At 44.1% G+C, this 15,327-nt stretch carries 13 protein-coding genes; 9 read left to right on the top strand and 4 right to left on the bottom strand.

Annotation, left to right across the window (positions count from 1 at the left end; translation table 11 throughout):
* The first annotated feature begins 28 nt into the window (after window positions 1-28).
* Window positions 29-2,380 (top strand): zinc/cadmium/mercury/lead-transporting ATPase, encoded by a 2,352-nt coding sequence (locus OCU50_RS09210; RefSeq protein WP_060468070.1) that lies wholly within the window; start codon window positions 29-31, stop codon window positions 2,378-2,380.
* Window positions 2,381-2,680: 300 nt separating this feature from the next.
* Window positions 2,681-3,439: a uridine phosphorylase gene (gene udp / locus OCU50_RS09205; protein WP_017057015.1), complete on the top strand. Its 759-nt coding sequence runs from the start codon at window positions 2,681-2,683 to the stop codon at window positions 3,437-3,439.
* Window positions 3,440-3,626: 187 nt separating this feature from the next.
* Here udp and OCU50_RS09200 read toward each other — a convergent pair whose 3' ends face one another.
* Both OCU50_RS09200 and OCU50_RS09195 read right to left on the bottom strand, forming a co-directional pair.
* Complete coding sequence (locus OCU50_RS09200; RefSeq protein WP_060468069.1) at window positions 3,627-4,793, bottom strand: DUF1887 family protein; 1,167 nt, start codon at window positions 4,791-4,793, stop codon at window positions 3,627-3,629.
* 195 nt (window positions 4,794-4,988) lie between these two features.
* Complete coding sequence (locus tag OCU50_RS09195) at window positions 4,989-6,980, bottom strand: methyl-accepting chemotaxis protein (RefSeq protein ID WP_060468068.1); 1,992 nt, start codon at window positions 6,978-6,980, stop codon at window positions 4,989-4,991.
* 277 nt (window positions 6,981-7,257) lie between these two features.
* On the opposite strand from OCU50_RS09195, the gene hinT reads away from it, so the two are divergent.
* The 7 genes from hinT (at window position 7,258) to OCU50_RS09160 (ending at window position 13,727) form a co-directional block, all read left to right on the top strand.
* A complete protein-coding gene (hinT, locus tag OCU50_RS09190) occupies window positions 7,258-7,608 on the top strand; it encodes a purine nucleoside phosphoramidase (protein WP_004736268.1) in 351 nt (116 codons plus the stop codon).
* Between the two features lie 196 nt (window positions 7,609-7,804).
* Window positions 7,805-9,196 carry a COG3014 family protein gene (locus tag OCU50_RS09185; protein WP_060468067.1) on the top strand — a complete coding sequence of 464 codons (1,392 nt, stop codon included), beginning with the start codon at window positions 7,805-7,807 and terminating at the stop codon, window positions 9,194-9,196.
* On the top strand, window positions 9,196-9,579 hold the full coding sequence (locus OCU50_RS09180) for a YcfL family putative periplasmic lipoprotein (protein ID WP_017057019.1): 384 nt from the start codon (window positions 9,196-9,198) through the stop codon (window positions 9,577-9,579). The genes OCU50_RS09185 and OCU50_RS09180 overlap by 1 nt, the downstream gene beginning before the upstream one ends.
* A gap of 114 nt (window positions 9,580-9,693) precedes the next feature.
* Complete coding sequence (lpoB, locus tag OCU50_RS09175; RefSeq protein ID WP_017057020.1) at window positions 9,694-10,284, top strand: penicillin-binding protein activator LpoB; 591 nt, start codon at window positions 9,694-9,696, stop codon at window positions 10,282-10,284.
* A gap of 155 nt (window positions 10,285-10,439) precedes the next feature.
* The gene (locus OCU50_RS09170; protein WP_060468066.1) at window positions 10,440-11,294 is read left to right on the top strand and encodes a phosphotransferase; all 855 of its coding nucleotides are present in this window, start codon (window positions 10,440-10,442) and stop codon (window positions 11,292-11,294) included.
* A 111-nt stretch (window positions 11,295-11,405) separates the two neighbouring features.
* Window positions 11,406-11,945: an alpha/beta hydrolase YcfP gene (ycfP, locus tag OCU50_RS09165; RefSeq protein WP_060468065.1), complete on the top strand. Its 540-nt coding sequence runs from the start codon at window positions 11,406-11,408 to the stop codon at window positions 11,943-11,945.
* 492 nt (window positions 11,946-12,437) lie between these two features.
* Complete coding sequence (locus OCU50_RS09160) at window positions 12,438-13,727, top strand: NAD(P)/FAD-dependent oxidoreductase (protein WP_060468063.1); 1,290 nt, start codon at window positions 12,438-12,440, stop codon at window positions 13,725-13,727.
* 111 nt (window positions 13,728-13,838) lie between these two features.
* Here the strand turns inward: OCU50_RS09160 and OCU50_RS09155 are convergent, their stop codons facing one another.
* Window positions 13,839-14,384, bottom strand: a complete 546-nt coding sequence (locus OCU50_RS09155; protein WP_060468062.1) for a GNAT family N-acetyltransferase — start codon at window positions 14,382-14,384, stop codon at window positions 13,839-13,841.
* A gap of 132 nt (window positions 14,385-14,516) precedes the next feature.
* Window positions 14,517-15,284 (bottom strand): peptidoglycan binding protein CsiV, encoded by a 768-nt coding sequence (locus OCU50_RS09150; protein ID WP_060468061.1) that lies wholly within the window; start codon window positions 15,282-15,284, stop codon window positions 14,517-14,519.
* Window positions 15,285-15,327 lie beyond the last annotated feature (43 nt).

The raw sequence follows: 15,327 nt of genomic DNA, 5'->3' as shown, positions 1-15,327 counted from the left end.
GGCTTTTTGAGTATTAAGGAGATACAATATGTGCGCAAAACATGCAGTGTGCCGCTCAACAAAAGTGGACGTTCAACCTCAAGCGGCAGGAGCAAGTTGCTCTAGCCCTAAAATTTCAAGCATTACCGCAGCAGGTACTTCATCTGTGTGTTGTAGTTCTGATGCTGCGTCTTCGTCGTCTGGAGATGATTGTTGCGGATCGGATAGTGGAGAGGAAGACAGTCACTCCTCAACCTTATCTCTTGATGCCAAATTCTCCAAAAGTTGGCTGGTGGCTGGAATGGACTGTCCAGCTTGTGCAAGAAAAATAGAGAACGCGATCAGTAACATTGACGGTGTGATTCAAGCGAAGGTTCTTTTTGCTACCGAAAAGTTGGTTGTGAAATTCGAAAAAGAAAGTCTCGTCGACACCATTGAACAAGTCTCTATCAAAACTGGCTTCCCACTAACCGAAGTGGGTGCGAAGAAAGAAAAACAACAACCAGAGACGTTTTGGCAAGCTCATATCCAACCTAATTTACAAATCATAGCGATTGCAGCCTCAATGCTGATCGCTGCTCTTCTGAGAAACTCGTTCCCTCAATTCAGCGAAGGCTTATTTATCGCAACCTGTTTACTTGGCTTATATCCAGTAGCGAAAAAGGCGGTTCAATTAGCGCGATCTGGGACACCTTTCGCGATAGAAACTTTAATGAGTGTAGCTGCTCTTGGTGCTCTATATCTTGGTGAAACCATTGAAGCAGCCATGGTATTACTGTTGTTCTTGATTGGTGAGCGTTTGGAGGCTTTTGCTTCATCAAGAGCAAGAAGTGGTGTGCAAGCCCTAATGGCACTGGTGCCAGAGAATGCGACTAAAATTATCAACGGCGAACGGACTGAAGTTGCAGTGAGTGAGCTGGTACCTGGTGATGTTATCGAAGTTTCTGCAGGATCTCGTTTACCCGCTGATGGTCAACTGATTACAGATTCCGCGAGTTTTGATGAAAGTGCATTGACTGGCGAATCTGTCCCTGTTGAACATATCGAAGGCAGCACCATCATGGCTGGCGCTGTTGTTGTGGATAAAGTCGTTCTTATCACTATCACATCAAAGCAGGGTGAGAATGCGATCGATCGTATTCTTCATTTGATTGAAGAGGCGGAATCTCGTAAAGCACCACTGGAACGCTTCCTTGATAAGTTCAGCCGTTGGTACACGCCATTAATGATGTTGGTTGCCTTGTTGGTGATCATCACGCCTCCACTGTTGTTCGCTCAACCTTGGGAAACCTGGGTGTATCGTGGCTTAGCCTTGTTGTTGATTGCTTGCCCTTGTGCCCTGGTTATCTCAACGCCGGCTGCCATTACTTCTGGTTTGGCTGCTGCGGCAAAACGTGGTGCGCTAATTAAAGGCGGCGCGGCACTAGAACAACTTGGCAAAATTCAAACGATTGCCTTCGATAAGACGGGTACATTGACGGAGGGGAAACCTCAGGTTACCGATATTCAGCCTCTATCGGGTTGGCAGCAAGACGTAATGTTACGCGTAGTGGGTGCTATTGAAGTCGGTTCTACTCATCCATTGGCGCAGTCGCTGGTGGCGAAAGTAAAAGAGCTGAAGATAGACATCCCAGAATCACATAATAAGAAGGCGCTGATTGGTAGTGGTGTCGAAGGTGATGTCGATGGCATTAAATACCAAGTGTTGGCTCCTTCTAAAGTCAGTTTCGATCTTGATACTGATGTTGTGTCTCAGGTAGAAGCTCTAGAAGGCGAGGGTAAGACGGTTGTTATTGCTTTAGAGCTTAAGCATCAAGAAGAATCAACAAATCAAGTGACACCTATTGGATTGATTGCGTGGCAAGATACGTTACGCAGTGACGCTAAGGTTGCGATTGAACGACTTAACGACTTGGGTATTCAATCTATCATGCTGACGGGTGACAACCCACGCAGTGCGGCTGCTATAAGTAGCAAGATTGGTATGCAATACAAGGCGAGCTTACTTCCAAGTGACAAGGTGTCTTATGTTGAAGAGCTTTCTCAACAATCGCATGTTGCGATGGTCGGGGATGGCATTAATGATGCGCCAGCGATGAAAACCGCGAATGTGGGTATCGCGATGGGCGGGGGGACTGATGTGGCCTTGGAAACGGCGGATTCAGCACTGACTCATAACCGCTTAACGGAACTGCCGGCGATGATTGAGCTATCGCAAGCAACCATGAACAATATTCGTCAAAACGTAGCACTCGCGCTTGGCTTAAAAGCCGTATTCTTGGTGACCAGTTTGCTTGGGATTACTGGTTTATGGGTTGCGGTGTTGGCTGATACTGGCGCGACCGCTCTAGTTACACTGAATGCTCTACGTCTGCTTCGATTTAAATCCAAAGCGGATTAAGTTCGGATCGCTTATATAGAACACTCTTAATTTAAGCAGCGCCTTTAGCGGTAGTACGTTATTCGCGATAATGCGTTACAGGCGCTCTTGTCTCATTAATATGCAACATAGACTTACGTATTGCTTGTTTTTTGTGATGCCAATCGGTTTTTCGTGAAACATTGAACTTTGTTGCGATCATTGGTGTGATGGGTGTCACTTCATTTTGTAGTGAGCTTGGTTAGAGTGTGTGCGTACCCCACGAATTTACTATGAGCTTAAATAAGGGTAAAAAGCCCAATAAGCCAAAAGGAGCGAACTATGTCTCAAGCTGTTTTCCACTTAGGTGTTACTGAAGCAGATCTTAACGGTGCTACTCTTGCGATCATCCCTGGTGATCCTGCTCGTGTACAAAAAATTGCAGAAGAGATGGAAAATCCAGTCTTTCTTGCTAGCCACCGTGAATACACACTTTACCGTGCAGAGCTAGACGGCAAGTCAGTTGTGGTGTGCTCAACAGGTATTGGTGGCCCATCTACTTCTATCGCAGTTGAAGAGCTTGCTCAACTTGGTGTTCGCACCTTCCTACGTGTTGGTACGACGGGTGCTATCCAACCACACGTAAAAGTGGGAGATATGATTGTTTCAACGGGTTCGGTTCGTCTAGACGGTGCTAGCTTGCACTTCGCACCGATGGAGTTCCCAGCGGTTGCTGACTTTGACGTTGCAACGGCGATGAAAGCGGCAGTTGAAGAATCAGGTGCAGACGTTCACATGGGCGTAACCGCTTCAAGTGATACTTTCTACCCAGGTCAAGAGCGTTACGATACATTCTCTGGTCGCGTTGTTAAGCGTTTCCAAGGTTCGATGCAAGAATGGCAAGACATGGGGGTTCTAAACTTTGAAATGGAATCAGCCACACTACTAACAATGTGTGCAAGTTCTGGTTTGAAGGCGGGTTGTGTTGCTGGTGTCATCATCAACCGTACTCAAAAAGAAACGCCTGATCACGACACTCTAAAAGTGACTGAAGCACGCTCAATCAAAGTCGTTGTAGAAGCTGCCCGTAAAATGCTTTAAGCGTTACTTTATGCTTTAGATGAGCTAAAGTATCAGAAAGATTTTGAAAATGGCCGAATCGGAAGATGCGGCCATTTTTTATTAAGATAAATAAAAGTAAACGAGCACAAAAAAGGCGAATGACTAATTAAGCCGTTCGCCTTTTTCTTTACTTAGTAATGGATCGAGTTGCTCAATTTTCTTCAGATTAGCACTCTAAATCTTCGTTACCACCAGCCGCTGTAAACCATGCTTTTAGGTGTGTTTTGAGATCTTTCAATTCTTCAGGGCCAATCAATGCTAATCCAAGGTCTTCAGCACGAGTGATATCATTATGACGGAGAGGACGGAAGCTCACCAACATTGCACGTGCTTGCAGGCCACCCAATAAGTCTCTTAGCGATTCCAGTTTATATAAGGTGTCATCACCATCATCGCGCATGCCTTTGGTCTTACATTCGATTATGTGTAGTTTATTGTTCACCACTGATGCAACATCAAGCTCGTTTCGAACCTCACGTTCACCGAGTTGACGGTATACTTGAACATTCAACGAACGGTCTTGTATTGTCGGCATGTCATCTTGGATTTGTTTCACGGTACTGTGAACCAGAGTTTCCAACCATTCACCGTTTGAGAAGCGACGCGCATCTTCATTGGCAAAGGTCAAAATACCATTATCGTAAGTCGCAATCTTAGCTTCAACCAAATCGTTCAACAGCATGTTCAGTTCACGGTAGCCTTGTTGTTTCTCAGACAGTCCAACATCAAGCTTCTGTTCTTTACGGCAGGTCGTTGCTAAATAGTTTAATGTCGCAAGGCCAGGGCCTAATTCTAGCGCATTGCTTGCCCAGCGCTCACCCAGTTCATAAAGTTTCTGATCAAGTTGAGGAGACAGTTTTACGTCGCTGAATTCACCACGAGCACCAAATACCGTCAGGTAGTCATCGATAGTAATACGGTCTTGGACTTGTGTGTCATCTTTGCCGTTTGGATAGAGCCAGCACAGTTTGTCGCTGTTTGGTTCAACGACAAAAATGGGCCAATGATAAGTGCGAAAGACTTCGTAAACGGAAAGTAATCGGTGACGTAGGCCGCAGCTAGCGTTGAGCTTGACTTCTTGGCCACGTGCCTTTAGGTCTTCAGCTAAGCTTTGGATAGATTCCTTAATAGCCGACGTGTTTACTATCGTCGGGATTTCGAAAAACTCACTCGTAATGTCGCGTTTTTGCAAAACGTTGTGCAAGCGTTGATACATGCCTGCTTGGTTCTTGTCACCGATAAACACGATATGAGTGCTGGTCGTTCGGTTATCGAGTAGTGGGGTGATCAAGCGAATGGGGTCTTGATCGATAATACCAACATGAACAGCCATATAAATTCCTTAATAGCGGCTCGCTCATAAAGGGGAAAGAAAACGAAAAGCAGCAAGCCATAGTAATCATATAATGACAAAGCTCATGGAAAACAAGGGCAACCCTTGATAAAAGTTACCCTTGTTCAATTAGTTACCACTATTGGGTAGCAAGTCTCTAGAATCGCAGTAAATATCTATCGATTCTTTGTTTATCTATAGCTTGAATTGATGAACCAAATCACCCTGTTGATTCGCCAGAATCGTTAGGTTTTGGCTCGCTTCAGCAATCGATGACATCGCTTGGTAACTTGCATCTGCAATGTGGTTGATGTCCTCGATGTTGCGCGCGATATCGCCAGAGGTTTCACTCTGCTCAGCAGCTGCTTGAGAGATGTGTGTGCTCATATGGCTGATTTCCATTATTAATGCTTGAATCTCTTCCATCGCACTATTGGCACTTGAAGCTTGTTCGACCGACATGTCCATATCATTCATGCAGCTTTCAATTACGTTGCTAGCCGCTTTCGAACTTGATTGCAGGTTACTGATCATGGTTTCAATTTCAGACGTTGATTGCGTGGTCTTCTGTGCCAGAACTCGAACTTCATCTGCTACTACCGCAAAACCACGCCCTTGCTCACCCGCGCGTGCCGCTTCTATCGCCGCATTCAATGCGAGGAGGTTAGTTTGCTCGGCAATGCCACGAATTACATCCAGAATCGAACCAATCTTGCTGCTCATTTGCTGCAGTTCACCCACCGCACTGACAGATTCAGTCAGACGAACTTCAAGTTGATTGATGGTGCTGATGTTAGTGTTCATTATCTGACGACCAGATTCAGAAGCTGATTCGACTTGTTGAACCATGCCTAATGAGCTTTGCGCACTGTTCGCCACTTCTTGCACAGAATGAGACATTTCTGTCATCGCTGTCGCAACGGTTGCAGTTTGTTCGCGTTGGCTGTTCAGTTGCACCTGCGTTTCAGAAGACGTCTTTTGGTTTACGCTTGCGGTCTTCGTTAAGTCATCTGAAGCATCATTCAGCTTCACAAGAATATTGTGTAGGTTGTCGGCCAAGGTGTTGATGTGACGGCTCACGCGGCTGAATTCGTTGTCGTAACGAATGTCGATACGTTGAGTCATATCGCCTTCAGTTAGGCCTTCCAATGTCCCTAAAATACGAGTTAATGGCTCTCTTACACTGTGTGCAATGTGGTAACCGATTGCTGCTGCGAATACCGTTACAACAATACCAATCGCAATCGCGTTAAATAAGCCTTTGTCGTAAATGCTGCTCGCGTCTGCCAGTGAAGCGTTAAGTTGCTCTTCTGCGGTCACGTTGAATGAATCTAACACGGCCATCGCTTGGTCAATTTCCACCGCAAGGTTAGCGATGTTGACGTACAGCGCTTGTTTTGCTTGCAGGTAGTTGTTGTGTTTGTCTAGTACGCCACCTTTCTGGCCAACGTCTTTGGTGAACTTTTGAACCGACTCATCGAAGACATTTTTAAGTGCAGGTAGTTGTGTTGATAAGCCGCGATAAGCGTAGTTGAGGTGAGTCACGGCCTTTTTATTTTGGTTTACGGCTTTCTGTACGAAGGCAACATCAGAGCTAGCGAGGGCATCAGAGGTGATGACTTCTGCGTCTTGCAGTTTAATGAAGTAGCTCTTTGCCATCACTTTTACAGAGATGCTTTTTTGGTCGGCAACGTACTCTTTCATGCCAACCGTTAATTCTGAATGTAGGCGTTGGAAGTCACGTGATGCTTTTTGTACTTGTTCTTGTGCTTCGAACATCGCCAAGTAGTTGTTCATGGCTTCAGCTGCTTCTGCAAAGTAGCGCTCTTCCATTGCTCTTAGCTGTGTAATACGGTCTACGAGCGCCGCGTTATTGCCGCTTGCTACAGAGAGTCTTCCGAGTACTTCAGAAAAAGCATCTTTTGATGCAGCAAATTCTGTACGCATCGCAGACATGCGCTCTGTATTTTGGGTGGTTAAAAAGTCTTTAAATGATTTATCAGCTGAAAGCAGTTGAACACTCGTTTGATTTGAAAGCGCAACAAGCGGTAATGAGGTTTCTGAGACACTCTCGAAATTGCTGTGTATCTGATTCATGCTGTTCATCATAATGGTTATCGTGACGGCAAACATGATGATGATCAGTGCGAAGCCAGCGTACATACGCTTGATCACAGATCCCTTCATGGCTTTCTCCCTAAATTAAAATGCAGACCCAATGTCAGGTCAAAGTAAAACTAACAAAATTATCAGCATTCTATTCAGCTAAGCGTACGCATTTTATGACGCACACGTCAAAAATAACCCTCAGTTATAACCAATATGCCATTCTTGAGATCTAAAGCTCGTTTTCTTTGATTTGAACGGTGTTTTTTATTAAGCTTTAAAGCGGATTTATTGTGGTTTGTTGCGGCATAGCGCATACTCAAAACATTAAAAAGTAAATGTTTTATCGGAGAAAAACATGGCTGAAGAAACCATCTTTAGTAAGATCATCAATAAAGAAATTCCTGCAGATCTGCTATATCAAGACGACTTAGTAACGGCGTTTCGCGATATTAACCCTCGCGCTCCTAGCCATATTTTGATTATCCCAAACAAGCTGATTCCAACAACCAACGATGTTGAAGTCGAAGATGAAGCGATGATGGGGCGCATGTTTACCGTTGCTCGTAAGTTAGCAAAAGAAGAAGGTATCGCAGAAGATGGCTATCGTCTTATCGTGAACTGTAATTCTCATGGTGGTCAAGAGGTTTACCATATTCACATGCACTTAGTGGGTGGCCGTCCGCTTGGTCCGTTGCTTATGAGCTAACCAAAACAAGTTGATGAGTTAGTTAAAAAGCTAATGAGCTAACGAAAACTCGCCAATTAGTTGATTCACATAAACAGCTAGTTGGAAAATTTGTAGTTTATATGCCAACTTTAAGTTTTATCTGTGGTCTGAATATCGGTATCACCTAAGCAAAGCCTAACAAAGTTGGCATTTTAAACATGCACGGAGACGATAAGTGAAGCAACAGTTTAGATTCGCTTCCATTGCCCTGTTATCGGCGTTGACCGCGGGATGTGCAAGTATGTCTGCAGGCAGCCTGTTCAGTCATTACAGCGCACAAAACAAAGCTATCTATCAAGCGGTGAAGTCTGGAGATTATTCAGAGGCTCAACAAGAGTTACCAGATTACGCGGCAGGCGCCATCCTTGATAACTTTGAAAGAGGCAGAATTAATCTGCTCGATCAAAAGTACCCTGAGAGTAAGTCTTCGTTTGAATTGGCCGATCAGGCCGTAAAAGAGCAACAAAACAAAGCCGTGATCTCTATTTCAGACAGTGCGACCAGCGTGGGTGCGTTGGCTGTCAACGATAATATTACCGAGTATGTGCCGCCCGATTACGAGTTAGGCTTTCTTCACCTTTATCTTGGCTTAAACTACCTCAAGAAGAACGATCTAGAAGGTGCGGTGATCGAAATGCGTCGTGCCAACCAAGTTCAAGAACAAGCAAAGAAGCAACGTGAAGCTGATCTAGAAAGAGCAGCCAACGATGCGAAGAAACAGGGCTTATCTGCCAATGTCGGTAGCATTCTTGCCAATTATCCCGATGCGGGTAAAAAGTTGCAGTCAGTTCAGAATGCGTATTTGATGTTTTTGTCTGGCCTGCTTTATGAGGCTTCAAATGATTTAAACAGCGCTTATGTTGATTATCGACGTGCTTTGGCGGTTATGCCAGAGAACCAAGAAGTCATCGATAGAACGATGGCGACAGCCGCTCGTTTAGGAATGAGACAAGATCTCGCGACACTTGAAAAGCGTTACAAGCAATCGTCTAAGCTTGGCAACGGTCAAGGCCGTGTGATTGTGCTTCAGGAGCAAAGCGCTGTTCAAGCTATGGACAGTTGGCGATTGGATTTACCTATTTATGACAGTCGAGATCAGGGAGCGGTATATTCTCTGGCGCTGCCATATTACCCAAGTCAGAATGTAGAGCGTTTTCCAGCCTTACGAATCAGTGGGCAGCCGTTGCAAGAACACTTGCTCACGGACGTAAACGCAATGGCTCAGAACGATTTATCTGAACGCCTGACGACTATTGTGATTCGTCAGGCTTTGCGTGTTGTGGCAAAAGATCGTATCCGAAAAGAAGCAACTAAAGGCAACGACGTTGGTAATATTTTGTTCAATGTGTGGAATGTATTCACCGAACAACCAGATACTCGTAGTTGGCAATCGTTACCCGCTGAGATTAAGAGCAGCACGTTTGTAGCAAGTAGCGGTCAATATACGTTAGAAGCGGGCGTGAAAACGTATGACTTTGATATTCGAGAAGGGCAGACCACCGTGGTTTGGATTTCTCGACAAGGGAACAACGCAACAATGTGGCATAAACAGCTAGGGAGGCTGTAATGAAAAAGTGGTTAGTGAGCTTAGCAGCGGTTATAGCTCTAGCTGGTTGTGCTGATAATACAGCTGGCGTAAGGGTTGATAGCCTGACTCAGAACGTATTCTTTGGTGACAAGGTATTGGGCAGCCGTTTAATGGTTGAAGATATTCGCACCGACCAAATTGATGGTCATACACGAGGAATCGTGCGTTTAAACAGCAACTATAAAGGCGATCAACATATCCTCTATCGCTTTTACTGGTACGACGATGCAGGGCTTGAGGTCAACCTAAAACAAGGCCCTTGGAAGCAAGCGATTGTTCGTGGTTTTGAAAGTATTTCGTTGTCAGAAGTATCGGTAAACCCGAAGGCAACTCAGTTCCGAGTTCAGTTCCGAGAGCAATAACTCATCAGAACAAAGTTAAAATAAACAGGGATCAAAAAGAAGAACTATTGATTCGCTACTACAAGAATTTAAGAGTGAGGGTCACCCCACTCAGTGATAAGTTAAGGAAATAACATGAAAAAGAGTGTCATTGCGTTACTAGGTTTAGCGGTTATTTTAGGTGGTTGTTCAAACAAGGTAAGCTACGGTGATGCACAAGCAGTAGAAACCACGACAATCGATTTCGGTTCAACTGACCTTCAAACGATTGCGGGTGAAATGGTCGATAGCATGATGGCTTCTGGTTCTGTGGCTTACATCACTCGTGAGCAGCGTCCAATCGTGTTCGTAGAGCGAATCAAGAACAAAACCAGTGAGCACATCGATACAGAGTCAATCACTGACACTATCAGTACTAAGATGCTGAACTCTGGCAAGTTTCGCTTCGTTGATATGGACCGTGTAGAGTCTGTTCGTGACCAATTAAATTTCCAAAATAATGATGAGCTGGTAAACCAAAGCTCAGCAATCCAGTTTGGTAAAATGGTCGGTGCGCAATACATGTTGTACGGCAACCTATCAAGCATTGTAAAGAAAGACGGTAGCGATGGGGATGTTTACTACAAAATGACGATGCGTCTAATGGATCTTGAGTCTGGTTTGATTGAATGGGCAGATGAGACTGAAATCCGGAAGCAACAATCTAAGAGCCTACTGGGTCTTTAATTTCGCTTACTTGTTAACTCAACGCAGCCAGTATTGACAGTGTTTAGCTTGGCCATACGCCAATACAACAGATCAAATGCTGTTTTATGAAGAGACACTGGCTTTTGGTCAGTGTCTTTTTTGTAAGAACTGAAGACGTTTATAGGGAATAAACAATGGCAATTTTTTCTTGGTCTGAGGCTAAGCTTCTTGATACCAGTCTGAGTTCGCTTGATGGCTACTTTTCTGAGCCACCAATCAGGGCGCAGACCTTAACAGGCGGTTTGACTAATCGATGTTGGAAATTAGTTTCCGCAGACGAGAAAGCGTATGTTTGGCGCCCGATTACGCCGATCACTAACGCTTTTTTTATCTCTCGTCATGAAGAGTACCAAGTATTGTCTACCATAGAACGTCTTAGTATTGGCCCAAGCCCAATACTGGTTAATCAGCACGGGTTACTAGTCGAGTGGGTAGCAGGTGATACGTTATATGAGGGGCTAGACCTATATCACCTCTTAAAAACACTCACATCGGTGCATTTAGTTAATACCAAGCGACTACCACTCCAACCATTTAGCTTCACCGCACGAGTTGACCATTACTGGCTTCAACTTGATGATGCACACAAGGACGAAACCTATACTACTATTTATCAAGAATGGCGATCAGCTCCGAACATCTCAAGTGTTGGTTTATCTCTGTGTCATTTTGATTTTGGTGGTTATAACCTCGTGAAGAGTCGCGACGGAATTAAAATCATTGATTGGGAATACGCAGCGTTGGCAGACCCAAGACTAGACTTGGCTTTAACCATCTCTATTGCCGGTGCGTCTGTCACTGAAGCCGTTCATCAGTATTGTCAGCTGCGAGACATCCATGATGTGCAGACTTGGGTGGACGGGGTAGAGCAGTGGTTACCACGCTGTCGAATGATGGCAATGCTGTGGTATTTATTGGCACATCAGCTTTGGGGTGACGGTAGCTACGTAGAGGAAGCGGAAGATCTTAGCCGCACTTTCTGTAATTAGGATCACGTTTAGGAAGTGAAAAAAATCTAATTTTATTTCTCTTTACTTTAAAACCTTACTTTTCATGTTAGATTAATCTAAGCGTACCAGTATTCAATAAGGGAGGTACAAATGATTATTTACCTGCATGGCTTCGACTCTACGAGTCCTGGCAATCACGAAAAGATATTGCAGCTGCAATTCATTGATGATGATGTTCGTTTTATTAACTACAGTACTTTGCACCCCAAACACGATATGCAACACTTACTTAAAGAAGTGCATAAAGTGATAGAGCAATCCGATGATCCACATCCAATCATTTGTGGCGTGGGTCTAGGTGGTTTTTGGTCGGAGCGTATTGGTTTTTTGTGTGGGATCAAGCAGGTATTGTTCAACCCTAATTTGGAACCTGAGCTCAACATGGTTGGCCGAATAGATCGCCCTGAAGAATACGAAGATATCGCAACTAAGTGTGTTGCTCAGTATCGTATGAAGAATAAAGGACGTTGTTTAGTTATACTTTCTCGTGCTGATGAAATTCATGATAATACAAAGACCGCAGCTGCGCTTGAAGACTACTACGAAGTTATTTGGGATGAGAAAGAGAGCCATAAGTTCAAAAAAATTTCTCAGCACCTTCAGACAATAAGTGCTTTCAAAAACGCTTAATCACTCTATTCTATTTTCTAAAAAAGCAGTACTTAATCGAGTGCTGCTTTTTTATATCTAAACTAAGAGGGACTCTTTTTCTAGATGTTGATGTATGTTTGATTATGAGCTGTTCAAACGTTAGCTCATTCGTTGCGAATCCTCATTAAGGTTAAGGATTATTGTTGCGGTCATCTTTTTGCTATATATAATGTTCACAAGAAAAATATTTTGACAAATATCAAAAAAAATTGAGAGCGAGTGAAAAACTTGCCCATTATTTGTGTTCTTCCTCGAAGGTCGACACCTTTTAGTTTTACCCACGTGAGCAGAATAACAGAAATGCATTTGTTATTTGAAACCCCTCTAACTACTCGTGAGCTGTTGTCAGCCATTATCACAGTTATCAAATAAGCCGTAACCTTTGAAGGTAGGCCGAGTAGATATATAGAATTTATCGGTTGGAGTAATCGAGCCGAACCCCATTTATTCATTTTGTAGAGGATTGTCATTGTGACAAAAATTATCGTAGTAGGCGGTGGTGCTGGTGGTTTAGAGCTAGCAACGAAACTCGGTCGTACCTTAGGTCGTAAAAAACGTGCCCAGATTACCTTGGTAGACCGCAAAGCGAGTCACTTATGGAAGCCATTACTTCATGAAGTAGCAACTGGATCGTTAGATGAAGGTGTTGATGCATTGAGTTACCGTGCGCATGCAAAAAACCACTACTTTGACTTCCAAATGGGCAGCCTGAACGACATCGATCGTGAGCGTAAAGTCATTGCTCTAAGTGAGTTTAAAGATGATCACGGTGAACTGCTTATGCCAAGCCGTGAGCTCGAATACGATATCCTGGTGATGGCGCTAGGTTCCACGTCAAATGATTTCAATACTCCAGGTGTTCGTGACAACTGTATTTTCCTTGATAGCCCAGAGCAAGCACACCGTTTCCGTACAGAGATGAACAATCAGTTTTTGAAGCTTCACGCTAAAAACGGTCAAGGGACCGTTGATATTGCGATTGTTGGTGCGGGTGCGACAGGCGTAGAGCTTTCTGCAGAGCTACACAATGCGGTTAAAGAGCTTCGTACTTACGGCTTTGGCGACCTAGACTCAAGTAAGCTGAACGTGAATCTTATTGAAGCGGGTGAGCGTATTCTCCCTGCTCTTCCTCCTCGTATTTCAAGTGCTGCACACTCTGAGCTAACGAAGCTTGGTGTGAACGTTCGTACTAATACTATGGTGACGCAAGCGGATGCTGATGGCTTAACAACCAAAGATGGTGACAAGATCCCAGCGCAAATAATGGTTTGGGCTGCAGGTATCAAAGCACCAGATTTCATGAAAGATATTGGTGGTCTTGAGACGAATCGTATTAACCAATTGGTTGTAAAAAACACTCTGCAAACTACGTATGATGATAACATTTTTGCTATCGGTGACTTGGCACAATGTACACAAGCCGATGGTTCATTCGTTCCACCGCGTGCACAAGCAGCCCACCAAATGGCAAGTTGTGCATTCAGCAATATTATTGCCAAACTAAATGGTCGTGACCTGAAAGATTACATCTACAAAGATAAAGGATCGCTTGTTTCATTAAGCCGTTTCTCTACGGTAGGTAGCTTGATGGGTAACCTAACCAAAGGCTCTATGATGGTTGAAGGTCGTATAGCTCGTATAGTTTATATATCTTTGTACCGTATGCATCAAATGGCGCTTCATGGATTAATCAAAACATCGTTGATGATGTTAGTTGGCCGTATTAACCGTGTACTTCGTCCAAACTTAAAGCTTCACTAATCAGATAAGCCTTCTAAGGGCATTACGCTGATAATAAAAAAGAGCTCTTCGGAGCTCTTTTTTGATCGTGTCAGTTTAGTGATATTTACGCTTATCACTGAGTTATAGCGGTTAAGCCGCTGGCGGTAATACCGAGTAAACCACGCCATCTTTCGGCTTTCCATTAAAGATAAAGCGATTCTTGGCGATGGTTTCTCGTTCGGCGCCACATTTCTCAATCAACCTTTGACTTGGTAGGTTTTCTGTATCACAGACGATTTCTAGGCGAGTTAACTTCAATTGTGCGAAGCAAAACTCAAACAGGGCTAGTATGGCCTCTTTGGCTATCCCTTTCCTCTGAAAATTGTCACCCACCCAATAGCCTACACTCGCCATATTAAAGGTGTGATAAAGCTCATTGATCGCAACCATACCGACTAATTTATCGCTTCTTCGCTCAAAGATACCAAATCCAAACGCCTCTGCTTTGACCCAATTTAAGCGAGTTGCCAGAATGAACTTCTCGGCTTCGACGATAGAAAACTTATCGTGGCACCAGTCTACCCATGGAAGCAAGCTAGGGGAGGACTTTACCAGCTCAGAAAATTCTTGAGCATCTGAGGCTTCAATGATTTTGAGGTTAAGGTGCTGTGTATTGATCTGAAAATCAGGGCTCATAAGAAGTACCGAAGAATGTGTAAATGTTAGGTAAGGGCAGTAAGTACGTGTGAATATGGGTTGTACTTAATAAAACGCCCTCACAATGGAGGGCGTATTGAATTAATATAACTTAAGTTATTTTACATCGACTTATTGTGCTACACGTCGAACTTGAATCACCATCCCAAGAAGTGGGTGGTCAAGGTAGTGAGTTTCGGTACTGCGCATACGACGTTTTTGATCCATGCGGTAGCTCTTAAGGAATTCTTCTACTTCAACAGTCGGAGAGATCTCGGTGAGGTTACCGACTTGAACATTGCTCTCTGCACCACTTACTGGTGAATCTAGCTCGATTTGTTGTTCTTGTAGAGTCACTTCACGAATGCTCGGTGCTTTTAAATCTAATGTTGTTTCAGCGTATAAATAGTGCTGCACGTAGATTTGTAGTTTACCGTCTAATTCATAAAGCGGCTTATCAATGGTCTCTTCTTGGAAGCCATCCGGGTTTGATGCTGTCACAGCGCCTTTCTCTGAACCGTCGGCATTGAACTGCTTAGAGAAGTCTCTACCTGCTTGAATGTGGAAGACAGGAGCATAGCTTTTACCTTGGTCGCCTTGACGCCAAGCGGTATGCATCAGAACTTCAAAGCCTGCATGATTGCTCAGTTTATTTTTCTGAGGCGTTAACTTATATTCCGAGTAAGGGAGCATCTGTACGCCTTTCCTGGAGCGATATTGGGTATCTTGAAATGAACCAACGCGCTCAAGTGAAATCTCAGGCTGAGTGTTCGGCCAAGACTCGTTGACTTTTTCTGCATCAACTGCGCGCTTGAAAATGATCACTTCTATATCAAATTGTCTCTGAGCCAAACTTGGCAGTGAGACGAACAATAGTAGCAGTGGGATCAGTCTTTTCATTTTTACTCCGTCTTCCAGCCGCTGTTACGGCTGGATAATTTAT

It is taken from the genome of Vibrio toranzoniae, assembly GCF_024347655.1.
Taxonomy (GTDB): Bacteria; Pseudomonadota; Gammaproteobacteria; order Enterobacterales; family Vibrionaceae; genus Vibrio; species Vibrio toranzoniae.
This window is presented reverse-complemented; position numbering and strand designations above follow the sequence as displayed.